This is a genomic window from Microbacterium sp. 71-36 (assembly GCF_001898305.1).
GTDB lineage: Bacteria > Actinomycetota > Actinomycetes > Actinomycetales > Microbacteriaceae > Microbacterium.
Map to the genome: position 1 here is coordinate 271,525 of NZ_MKTP01000004.1, position 11,378 is coordinate 282,902.

The following is an 11,378-nucleotide window of genomic DNA, read 5'->3' on the forward strand; positions in this document are numbered from 1 at the left end:
CGATTACTTGTGCAGCGGGGCGTAGCGGAACTTGAAGGATCCGTCGAGGACGGCACCCTCCACGCTCGAGCCGACGACCGCGACCTGCTTGCCCTGGAGCAGCGGCAGCGTGGAGAGGTCGGCCGCCACCGCGTCCTGGATGTCGCCGATCTCCTGCTCACGCGTGGCCTTGTCGGTCTGCGTGGCCTGGTCGGCGAGCATCTTCTGGACCTCGGCGTTGTCGTAGTGGTTGCCGAGGAAGTTGTCCGCCGTGAAGAACGGGGTCAGGTAGTTGTCGGCATCCGAGTAGTCCGGGAACCAGCCGAGCTGGTAGGCGGGGTACACGTCGGCGACGCGGTCCTTGGTGTACTGCACCCACTCGGTCTGCGCGAGGTTGACGGTGAACAGGCCGTCCTTCTCGAGCTGCGCCTTGACGGCGGCGTACTCGTCACCCGACGAGGGGCCGTAGTGGTCGCCGTTGTACTGCAGGTTCAGCGTGACGGGCGTCTGGACGCCGGCGGCCTCGAGGGTCGCCTTGGCCTTCGCCGCGTCGGGCTTGCCGCTGCCGTCGCCGTAGAGACCCTTCAGCGACTCGTTGGCGCCGGCGAGACCCTGCGGAACGTAGGAGTACAGCGGCGAGTAGGTGTCCTTGTACACGTCGGTCGCGATCGCCTGGCGGTCGACGAGGTCGGCCGCGGCCTGACGCACGGCGAGCGACTTGGCGGCGTCGGCCTCGGGGGTCTTCGCGCCGAACGGCATCGTGTCGAAGTTGAAGACGATGTAGCGGATCTCGCCACCGGGGCCGTCGACGACCTTCACCGCGTCGTTCGACGACAGGTCGGCGATGTCGGTGGCGCTCAGGCTGCGGAACGCGACGTCGATCGCACCCGACTGCACGTCGAGCTTGAGGTTCGAGGCGTCGGCGTAATACTTCGCCGAGATGCCGCTGTTCTCGGGCTTGGGCAGCGAACCCTGGTAGTCGGCGTAGGGCGCGTACGAGATGAGCTCGTTCAGCTTGTACGACTCGATCGTGTACTGGCCGGCGAACGCCTTGCCCTCGACGATCGTGTCGTCGGGCGTCACGGCGTCGGCCGAGAAGACCTCTTCATCGACGATGGGAGCCGCGGGGCTCGACAGGATCTGCGGCCAGATCTGGTCGTTGCCGTTCTTCAGCGTGAACACGACGGTGGTGTCGTCGGGCGTCGCGACGCTGTCGAGGTTGCCGAGCAGCGACGAGGGGCCGTTGGGGTCGGCGATCTTCACCTGACGGTCGAACGAGAACTTCACGTCGGAGGAGGTGAGGTCGTGGCCGTTGGCGAACTTCAGGCCCGACTTCAGCTTGACCGTGTACTCGGTCGGCGAGGTGAACTCGGCCGACTCGGCGATGTCGGGCGTGACGTCCGACGTGCCGTACTGGCTGTTGAGGAGGAACGGGTAGACCTGGTTCATCACGGCGAACGAGCCGTTGTCGTACGAGCCGGCCGGGTCGATGGAGCTGATCTTGTCGGTCGTGCCGACGACCAGCGGGTCGCCCGAGCCGCTGTCGGAGCCGTTGTCTCCCCCGCCGGCCGAGCAGCCTGCGAGGACGAGTGCCGAGACGCCGAAGGCGCCGAGAGCGAGGCCCAGACGGCCCCGACCACTGTTGTGCAGTGTCATTGAGTTACCTCTGCTGTGAAGTGTCGATCGCGACAGATGCCGCAGTCCTTCGGACATCTTTGTCGTCGGCAGGCCAGTCGCCAACTATTGGCCTGTCTTTTTACGATAACGAAACTTCGAAGATTCTCCGGTTCCCGTGATGGGGCGTCGGATATGTTCCGGGCGAGAGCGCTCCCGGCGGCGCGCTCCCCCCACCCTCAGTGCGCCGACCAGCCGCCGTCCATGACGTAGCTCGTGCCGGTGACCATCGCGGCATCCGGACCCGCGAGCCACAGCGCGAGCGACGCGACCTCGGACGGCTCGACGAGCCTCTTGATCGCGGCGTCCTTCAGGAGCACCGTCTCGAGCACTTCGGACTCCGGGATGCCATGCGCCCGCGCCTGGTCCGCGAGCTGCTTCTCGACGAGCGGCGACCGCACGTACCCGGGGTCGATGCACACGCTCGTGACCCCGCGCGGGCCGCCCTCGAGCGCCGTGGTCTTCGACAGACCCTCGAGTCCATGCTTCGCGGTGACGTATGCCGACTTATATGCCGATGCGCGTATACCGTGCACGCTGGACACGTTGAGCACGCGGCCGAAGCCACGCTCGTACATCCCCGGGAGTGCCGCACGGATGAGCAGGAACGGGGCCTCGAGCATCAGCCGCAGCATGAACGAGAAGCGCTCGGGAGCGAACTCCTCGATCGGGCTCACGTGCTGGATGCCGGCGTTGTTGACGAGGATGTCGACGTCGAGGCTCAGGTCGGCCAGTGCCGCGGTGTCGGACAGATCGACCGCCCACGCGCGGCCGCCGATCTCGGCGGCGAGGGCTTCCGCGCCCTCGGCGTTGAGATCGGCGACCGTCACCGTGGCCCCGGCCTCGGCGAACGCCCGCGCGATCGCCGCACCGATGCCGCTGGCACCGCCGGTGACGAGGGCGCGACGCCCGCTGAGGTCGATACGCATGGTTCCTACTTCCCCCGCGCGGCGTCGGCGGCGTCGATGTCGCGGAGCGAGATGCCCCGCGTCTCCTTGAGCGACAGTACGGCGATCGAGGTCAGCACGCAGGCCGCCACGATGTACAGCGCGATCGGCAGCCACGAACCGAAGTCCTTCAGCCACTGCGTCGCCAGGATCGGTGCGAGCGAACCCGCGAGGATCGCGGTGACCTGGGCTCCGAGCGAGACGCCCGAGTAGCGCATGCGCGTCGGGAACAGCTCGGCCATGACCGCCGGCTGCGGCGCGTACATGCCGGCGTGGAACACCAGGCCCAGCGCCACGGCGGCGACGATGACGACGGGGTTCAGCGTGTCGAACATCGGGAAGGCGAAGAACGCCCAGGTCGCGCTGAGGATCGCGCCAGTGAGGTACACGGGCTTCCGGCCGATGCGGTCGGCGAGGCGCCCGATCGGGGGGATCACGGCGAAATGGATGATGTGCGCGATCAGCAGCGCGAGGAGCAGCTGACTCGTGTCGTACGAGTGCACCACCTTCAGGTACACGATCGAGAAGCTGACGACGATGTAGTAGACGATGTTCTCCGCGAAGCGGACGCCCATCGCCTGGACGACGCCCTTCGGGTAGCGGCGCAGCACCTCGACGACCCCGAACGACGTCGCCTTCTCCTGCTCGACCTGCTTCTTCGCCTCGAGGAAGATCGGCGCCTCCTCGACCTGCGTGCGGATGTAGAAGCCGACCAGCACGATCACGGCCGAGAGCCAGAAGGCGACACGCCAGCCCCAGTCGAGGAACGCGGCCGGGGACAGGATGAACGACATCACCAGCAGGACGGTCGTGGCCAGCAGGTTGCCCACGGGCACGGCGGCCTGCGGCCAGCTCGCCCAGAACGCGCGCGAGCGGTTCGGGCTCTGCTCCGCGACGAGCAGGACGGCGCCGCCCCACTCACCGCCGACCGCGAAGCCCTGGATGAAGCGCAGGGCCACCAGCATCGCGGGCGCCCAGTAGCCGACGGAGGCGAAGCCGGGGAGGCATCCCATCAGGAACGTCGCGGCGCCGACGATGATGATCGTCGCCTGCAGGGTGGGCTTGCGGCCGAACCGGTCGCCGATCTGGCCGAAGACGATGCCGCCCAGGGGGCGGGCGACGAAGCCGACGGCGTAGGTGACGAACGCGGCGATGATCCCGTCGAGGGGCGAACCCGACGACGGGAAGAAGAACGTGCCGAACACCAGGCTCGCGGCCGTGGCGTAGAGGAAGAACTCGTACCACTCGACGACGGTGCCGGCCATCGAGGCGGCGACGACGCGGCGGATCTTGCTGGTCGAGATTTCGGGGGAGGCGCTGCGTTGCGCGGTGGCGGGGGATTCCATGCTGCTCCTTCGGTGTCGACGGTGACATCCGGGGACGAGTCTGCGGTGCGGTCGGTTTTGCGGCAATGCCCAGACCTGCGGGTCGCGTGTGCAGAATTGCACACATGGATGCCACGAACGTCCGCGCCGACGACCTCCTGATGCTGCTCGCGGTCGCCCGTACCGGCCGCTACACCGCTGCCGCGCAGGTGCGCGGTGTCGACCACACGACCGTGGCCCGCCGCATCGCCGCCCTTGAGGACGCGCTGGGCGGGAGGGTCGTGGCCGCCTCGGGCCGCGGGTGGGAGCTCACGGCGCTCGGAAAGCACGCGGTCGAGACGGCCGGACGCATCGAGGCGGCGATGTCGCGGCTGTCCGGCGGGGGAGAGGAGCCGGATCCCGTCTCGGGTGTCGTGCGCATGTCGGCCACCGACGGCTTCAGCGCCTACGTCGCGGCTCCCGCGATCGCCGCGTTGCGTCAGCGGCATCCGGAGCTCACCGTCGAGATCGTGGCGACGCAGCGGAGGGCGGCACTCCACCGCCCAGGGCTCGACCTCGAGGTCGTGGTCGGGGAGCCGCCGTCGTCGCGCGGGACCGCGACCCGCCTCGGCACCTACACGCTCGGCATGTACGCCTCCCGCGCGTACCTCGAGCGCGAGGGCACCCCGCGCGATCTCGCCGAGCTCGAGCAGCATCGGCTCGTGTACTTCGTCGACTCGATGCTGCAGGTGGAGGCGCTCGACCTGCCCCGACGGCTCGTCCCGCGCATGCGCGACGGCGTCACCTCGACCAACGTGTTCGTCCATGTGGAGGCGACACGCGTAGGTGCCGGAATCGGCATGCTTCCCTGTTTCGCCGCCGACCGGCATCCGGATCTGGTGCGGCTCCTGCCCTCGCTCGTGGCGGAGAGGCTGTCGTACTGGATGATCGTGCGCGCGGATTCCCTCCGGATCCCCGCGGTGGCGGCGTTGGCGGAGGCGCTGCGCGCGCAGACCGCTCGCGCCCAGTCCATGCTCGACGGGGCATAGACGCTTCGGTCGTCGTCGAGTGTCCAAGACACGCCGCATGGCGCCCGACGACACGGCGTGTTCTGGACACTCGACCGGAGCGTCAGCCCCGCGCGACGCCGATCGGGTCGCCGGTGCGGGCGAGGTCGGCCTCGAGTTCGCGCACGATCGGGATGACGGTCTCGCCGAACCGCTCGAGTTCCTCCTGGAAGTGGAGGAAGCCGAGCAGGAACAGGTCGACGCCGCGCTTCTTGTACTCGATGATGCGCTCCGCGATCTGCTCGGCATCCCCGAAGAGCCGCGTGCGGAAGCCGTCGTTGTACTGCACGAGATCGTCGAACGTCGAGTCGGCCCACATGCCTTTCTTGTCGGCGGTGGCGTTGCCGGCCTCCTGAACGCTCTTGCGGAAGCCCTCGACCGCGCCGTCGTCGGCGTGTGCGATGATCTCGCGGAGCTGCTCCTCCGCCGCGGCGCGGCTGTCGCGCTGGATCACGAATCCGTTGAGACCGAAGCGCGTGCGGCGGCCGTGTTCGGCGGCGATCCGGGTGACGTCGTCGTACTGCTCGGTGAACCCGTCGAAGTCCTTGCCGTTGGAGAAGTACCAGTCGGCGTAGGCGCCGCCGTTGAACCGCGCAGCCGTGGAGTTGCCGCCCTGGAAGATGTCGGGGTGCGCGCGCCCCGGCACCTCGTACGGGAACGGCCGCAGCGTGAAGTCGGTGATGTCGTAGTACTTGCCGTGGAACGAGAACCTCTCCTGCGTCCACAGTCCGCGCAGGACCTGGATGAACTCCGCCGCACGTTCGTACCGCTCGTCGTGCTCGAGCCACTCGAGTCCCAGGTCGGTGTACTCGTCTTTGAACCAGCCGCTGACGACGTTCACGGCGGCGCGGCCGTGCGAGAACTGGTCGGCGGTGTTGATGAACTTCGCCAGGACGGCCGGATGCCAGATCCCGGGGTGGATGGCCGAGATGACCTTGAGCTTCTCGGTGGCCAGCAGCAGCGCCAGGCTGATCGACGTCGACTCGTGCTGCTGCGCGGCGCCGTAGCTGGAGGCGTACCGCACCTGGCTCAGGGCGTACTCGAATCCGACGCGCTCGGCCGTGCGGGCGAGTTCGACGTTGTAGTCGAGGCCCCAGTCGGTGCGCTGCTCGATGGAGCTGATCACCAGGCCGCCGCTGACATTGGGGACCCAGTAGGCGAACTTCAGGGGCTCGTGCGTGGGGGCGATGTCGGTCATGGGGTTCTCCTCGCGGATCGGAACCCGGCTACGGTCGCACCCCCGTCGGCGGGGGTCAACGGCGTGTGACGGACCATGTCCTCGCGTGACGACACACACCGTTCGACCGGGTGAGGATGGATGCCATGACCTCCCCCCAGCGCGTGCGTTTCGGCTACTGGACTCCGATCTTCGGTGGCTGGCTGCGCAACGTCGACGACGAGCAGACGCCTGTGTCGTTCGCGCACATCGCGGAGATCGCGCGGGCCGCCGAAGAGGGGGGCTTCGACCTGACCCTCATCCCCGAGCTGAACCTCAACGACATCAAGGGTGTCGACGCTCCGTCGCTCGACGCGTGGGCGGTGACCGCGGGTCTCGCGGCGGTGACGTCGAAGCTGGAGCTGCTCGCGGCGGTGCGCCCGGGCTTCCACAACCCGTTCCACACGGCGAAGCAGGCCGCGACGATCGACGAGATCAGCGGGGGACGCTTCACCCTCAACGTCGTGTCGGCGTGGTGGGCCGAGGAGGCGAAGCAGTACGAGGGTCTCTTCAGCGCGCACGACGACCGCTACGCGCGCACGATCGAGTGGGTCGAGGTGCTCCGCGGCCTGTGGACGCAGACGCCGTTCGCATACGAGGGGGAGTACTACCGCACCGAGGGAACGTTCCTCGAGCCGAAGCCGCGCGTGATCCCGCGGCTGTACGCCGGTGGCGAGAGCGAGGCCGGACGTACCGCGATCACGCGTTTCGCGGACGCGTACCTCACGCACGGCGGCACCCTCGACGAGCTCGAGGTGAAGGTCGCCGACATGCGGCGGCGCCGCGCGGAAGCCGGAGCCGCACCGTTCGAGGCCTTCGGCATGGCGGCGTACGGGATCGTGCGCGACACCGAGGAAGAGGCGCAGGCCGAGGTCGACCGCATCACCGATGTGCGCGGGGGAGCGGCCTACGGCTCGTACCAGGAGTTCGTGAGCAAGTCGAAGCTCGACACCCAGGTCGACCTCAAGGAGTACTCGGTCTCGAATCGCGGCCTGCGCCCGAATCTCGTCGGCACGCCCGACCAGGTGGCCGAGCGCATCGTCGCGTTCGCGAACGTCGGTGTGTCGACGCTGCTGCTGCAGTTCTCGCCGCACCTGCCCGAGCTGCAGCGGTTCGCCGCCGAGGTCATCCCGCGCGTGCGCCGGCTCGAGGCCCTGCGCGACGCCTGAGGCGGTGCTCCGTAGGGTGCGCCCGGGGTTCGTGTCCAGAACACGCGGACCGGATGCCATGGCATCCGCGTGTCGTGGACACTCAACGTCCAAGCGCCGCCCGCCGCCCGCCGCGCGGAGCCGCAGACCTACGCCGCCGCGCGGAGCGCCTGGTCGAGGTCGGCGATGAGGTCGGCGGCATCCTCGAGTCCGATCGACAGGCGGATGAGCCCGTCGTGGATGCCGAGGCGGTCGCGCACGTCTTGAGTGAAGCCGAGGTGGGTCGTGGTCGCGGGGTGCAGCGCCATCGAGCGCGTGTCGCCGATGTTGGTCATGCGGCTGAACAGGCGGAGCGCGTCGAAGAAGCGCTCCGCTCCGTCACGTCCGCCGCGCACCGTGAACGAGAACACCGAGCCGGTGAGCCCGCCGTAGTCGCGCACGGCGAGCGCGTGCTGCGGGTGCGAGGGGAGCCCCGCGAAGTCGACGCTCTCGACGAGTTCGTGCTTGTCGAGCCACTCGGCGATCTCGCGGGCGGATGCCAAGTGCTGGCGCATCCGCACGGACAGGGTCTCCATGCCCTGCTGTAGCAGGAAGCCGTTGAGCGGTGAGAGCGCGGGGCCGGTGTCGTTGGCGATCCCGAACCTCAGGTAGAACTCGAACGCACGACGGCCGAAGGCCTCGGTGTACGAAGGATGGCCGGCGATCGCGGTGTCGGTGATCCCGGGATACGGCCGCGAGGCTCCGGCCCAGTCGAAGGTCCCGCCGTCGACAATCGCTCCGGCGAGGTTCGCTCCGTGACCCGACAGGAACTTGGTCGCGGAGTGCACGACGACGTGCGCGCCGTGCTCGAGGGGCCGGAGGAGAAAGGGCGTCGCGATCGTGTTGTCGACGACGAGCGGCAGACCGTGGCGCGCGGCGATCCGGGCCACGCGCGCGATGTCGACGACGTCGTTCTTCGGGTTGGGGAGCGTCTCGGTGAAAATCGCCTTGGTCTCGGGCCGGATCAGGGCATCCCACTCGGCATCGTCGTCGGGGTCCCAGACGTACTCGACCGTGACGCCCAGGCGCGCGAACGTGCGATCGAAGAGCACGCGCGTGCCGCTGTAGATGCTGGCTGTCGACACGATGTGCTCGCCCGCGCCCGCGAGCCCCAGCAACGTGGCGGTGATCGCGGCCTGTCCCGACCCGACGACGAGCGCGCCCGTTCCGCCCTCAAGCGACGCGAGACGCGCCTCGGCGACCTGGTTCGTCGGGTTGAGGTTGCGCGAGTACAGGTGCCCCAGGTCGGTGCCGGCGAAGCGATCGGTCGCCTCCTGGAACGACGCGAACCGGTACGCGGCCGAGAGGTGCACGGGCGTCACGCGCGAACCGTGCGTCAGATCTTCGACCTCGCCGGCGTGCACCTGGCGGGTCGCGAACCTGAAGCCGTCCCAATCGCGGTGGGGTTCAGCCACGCACACCCACCGCCTCGTGCGGCAGCAGGGCTCCGAGCCAGCGCGCGATCTCGCGCGGACCGGAGCGGGGGGCGGATGCCTCGACGTCGGGGTTGTAATTCGTATTCGTGTTGACGTCGTAGGTGACGACCCGACCGTCGCGGGTCTCGATGAACTCGATGCCGGCGACGCCGATGCCCTCGGCCGCGAGGAACGCGAGGTAGCGGTCGATGATCGCGGGGTCCACGTCGTCGCGGAGACGGAACAGCGGCTCGGGCTCCACGCCGTCGGCTCCGGGGATCGCGCACGCCTCGGCCGGGCACAGCTCGAAGCTGCCCGCGCTCGTGTCGACACGGACGGCGTAGACGAACTCGCCCCCGACGAACTCGGCGCGCGTGATGAACGGGGCGCGAGCGACCAGCAGCTCCTGCAGCAGCGTGATGCCGTCAGGCGACGGCTCGAAGTCGGGGCCGTCGACCCACGCCGCGAACTCGGCGTGCGATTCCCACCGGCGCACGCCGAGGCCCTTGCCGCCCTGGTTGTGCTTGCTGATGAACGGGGCGTCGAACTCGCGGGCCTTCGCGGGCAGCCCAGCGCGCCCGAACACCGCCGACGTGCGCGGCACCTCGACGCCCGCGTGACGCAGCGCCGCGTGCTGCGCGACCTTGCTGACCTCGAGCTCGAGCACATCGGCGCCGTTCACGACCGTGCGGCCCCACGACGAGAGCCACCGCAGCACGGCGCGACCGTACTCCTTACTCGCCGCGTGATCGCGGGTGTGGGCGGACGCGCTCAGGCGCGACCAGAACACGCCCTCCGGCGGCTCGGCGGAGAGATCGATCGACCCGTCGGTCAGCAGCCACTCCTCCAGCGGCACCCCTTCCGCCTCGAAGGCCGCCTGGAACGGCGGAAGCCACTGGGGGTTCTCATGAATCACGTACACACTGCCCGACATGCCCGTCAGGCTAACCCGGGCCTCCGACACCGGCACAGGCCCTCGTCACGCGCGGTCACGACGACCCGACGGATCCGGCGCGGCCTGGAATCCCGGCATCCACGTGTGTATCGTCGCAAGGCTGTGCCGTCGGAAGGGATGCCATGACCACCGAGTACCTCGATGCGAACCGCGCCAACTGGAACGAGCGCGCCACTCTGCACGCCGCCCGCGATGGGTCGGGCTACGGCGTGCTGCGCTACGTGGAGGACCGTGATGCGCTCAGCGACGTCGTGCGGTTCGACCAACCACTCCTCGGTGACCTGACCGGCACGCGCGCTGTGCACCTGCAGTGCCACATCGGCACGGACACGCTGTCGCTCGCGCGCCTCGGCGCCCGGGTGACGGGCCTCGACTTCTCGGAGAACGCCGTTGAGGAGGCCCGGCGCCTGGTTGCCGAGACCGGGGATGCCGTCGATTTCGTCCGATCGGACGTTTCTCACGCCACCGACGTCCTGCCCGCGGGGGAGTTCGACCTCGTCTACACGGGCATCGGGGCCTTGTGCTGGCTGCCGTCGATCAGCGAATGGGCCGGAGTCGTCGCGGAGCTGCTGGCCCCGGGTGGGACGCTGCACATCCGCGAGGGACACCCCGTGCTCTGGTCGATGAACGAGACGCTGCCCGGACTCACGCTGGCGTTCCCGTACTTCGAGCAGCCGGTGCCGCTGGAATGGGATGACGACAGCACCTATGTCGAGGTATCCGCGCCGCTGCAGTCCACGCGCACGTACGAGTGGAATCGCAGCCTCGGCGAGATCGTCACGGCGCTGCTCGACCGCGGTCTCCGACTCGACGCGCTCATCGAGCACGACAGCGTGCCGTGGGAGGCGCTCCCCGGCCGGATGACCCTGCGGCCCGACGGCGAATACGCGCTCACCGAGCAGCCGTCGGTCATGCCGCTGAGCTACACGATTCGGGCGTCGAAGCCGGTCTGACAGAACGGTTCCGGTCTGTCAAGGTCCCCCGCTCTCAGAGCCGGGGGGCTGACTCTGCCGCGCCGAACGTGCACCGTGAAAAGCGGAGAGCAACGGCACCGAGCCGTGTGCGACGAAAAAGGGCAGCAGGAATGACGCCGACTCGAACCCCCACGATCACGGGCTTTGTCGCCCTCGCAGCCCTGAGTCTTGCGGGCTGCACGGCCGAAGCGGCGGGGCCGGATTCTCCCGCTCCGACGGTCTCGACCGCCCCGGCGACCCCGTCGCCCGACGCGCCGAACCCGGACGCCCAGAGCGACGAAGCACTGCTCCCGATCCCGGCCGCGGAGATCGGCGACTGGGCGGAGACGGCCGTGCCGGCGTCGGAGGGCACAGCGCTCACCGGCCGACTCAGCGGCTGGCTGAGCGAGAACACCTCGCCCCGGCAGCGGAACTCCTTCGCCACCCTTCCGGCCGGGTCCTATCAGGCCCAGCTCGCCTGCCGAGGTTCGGGCACGATCACGATGTCGGCCGGTGAACTGGCCGGCGATCCCCCCACCGCGACCGCCAGCTGCAGCAACTCGACCGTCGCGTTCGAGATCCCGATCACGCAGACCGGGATGACGATGGCCCTCGAGCTCGAGGGCGCGCCCTCCATCTACGCCATCTCGCTCATCAAGATGACCTGATCGCAGGCCACCC

10 protein-coding genes are annotated in these 11,378 nt (G+C 69.0%); 4 read left to right on the forward strand and 6 right to left on the reverse strand.

All coding sequences use genetic code 11. The annotated features are described in order from the left end of the window. Positions 1-3: 3 nt before the first annotated feature. The 3 genes from BGO45_RS12770 to BGO45_RS12780 form a co-directional block, all read right to left on the reverse strand. Positions 4-1,635: an ABC transporter substrate-binding protein gene (locus BGO45_RS12770; RefSeq protein ID WP_292694819.1), complete on the reverse strand. Its 1,632-nt coding sequence runs from the start codon at positions 1,633-1,635 to the stop codon at positions 4-6. Positions 1,636-1,832: 197 nt separating this feature from the next. Beyond that, positions 1,833-2,582: a 3-hydroxybutyrate dehydrogenase gene (locus tag BGO45_RS12775; protein WP_292694821.1), complete on the reverse strand. Its 750-nt coding sequence runs from the start codon at positions 2,580-2,582 to the stop codon at positions 1,833-1,835. Between the two features lie 5 nt (positions 2,583-2,587). Then, complete coding sequence (locus tag BGO45_RS12780; RefSeq protein ID WP_292694823.1) at positions 2,588-3,946, reverse strand: MFS transporter; 1,359 nt, start codon at positions 3,944-3,946, stop codon at positions 2,588-2,590. Between the two features lie 104 nt (positions 3,947-4,050). Between BGO45_RS12780 and BGO45_RS12785 the strand changes: the two genes are divergently transcribed. Further along, positions 4,051-4,953 (forward strand): LysR family transcriptional regulator, encoded by a 903-nt coding sequence (locus tag BGO45_RS12785; RefSeq protein ID WP_292694825.1) that lies wholly within the window; start codon positions 4,051-4,053, stop codon positions 4,951-4,953. A gap of 82 nt (positions 4,954-5,035) precedes the next feature. Here the strand turns inward: BGO45_RS12785 and sfnG are convergent, their stop codons facing one another. Beyond that, on the reverse strand, positions 5,036-6,169 hold the full coding sequence (gene sfnG / locus BGO45_RS12790; protein ID WP_292694827.1) for a dimethylsulfone monooxygenase SfnG: 1,134 nt from the start codon (positions 6,167-6,169) through the stop codon (positions 5,036-5,038). Positions 6,170-6,294: 125 nt separating this feature from the next. Between sfnG and BGO45_RS12795 the strand changes: the two genes are divergently transcribed. After that, positions 6,295-7,356, forward strand: a complete 1,062-nt coding sequence (locus tag BGO45_RS12795; RefSeq protein WP_292694829.1) for an LLM class flavin-dependent oxidoreductase — start codon at positions 6,295-6,297, stop codon at positions 7,354-7,356. Positions 7,357-7,484: 128 nt separating this feature from the next. Here BGO45_RS12795 and BGO45_RS12800 read toward each other — a convergent pair whose 3' ends face one another. Then, entirely contained in the window at positions 7,485-8,789 is a 1,305-nt protein-coding gene (locus tag BGO45_RS12800; RefSeq protein ID WP_292694831.1) for an O-acetylhomoserine aminocarboxypropyltransferase/cysteine synthase family protein, read from the reverse strand. After that, positions 8,782-9,723, reverse strand: coding sequence for an alpha-L-glutamate ligase (locus tag BGO45_RS12805; RefSeq protein ID WP_292694833.1), 942 nt, complete (start codon positions 9,721-9,723; stop codon positions 8,782-8,784). The genes BGO45_RS12800 and BGO45_RS12805 overlap by 8 nt, the downstream gene beginning before the upstream one ends. A 143-nt stretch (positions 9,724-9,866) precedes the next feature. On the opposite strand from BGO45_RS12805, the gene BGO45_RS12810 reads away from it, so the two are divergent. Beyond that, on the forward strand, positions 9,867-10,697 hold the full coding sequence (locus BGO45_RS12810; RefSeq protein WP_292694834.1) for a bifunctional 2-polyprenyl-6-hydroxyphenol methylase/3-demethylubiquinol 3-O-methyltransferase UbiG: 831 nt from the start codon (positions 9,867-9,869) through the stop codon (positions 10,695-10,697). Positions 10,698-10,828: 131 nt separating this feature from the next. Beyond that, a complete protein-coding gene (locus BGO45_RS12815) occupies positions 10,829-11,365 on the forward strand; it encodes a hypothetical protein (protein WP_292694835.1) in 537 nt (178 codons plus the stop codon). Positions 11,366-11,378 lie beyond the last annotated feature (13 nt).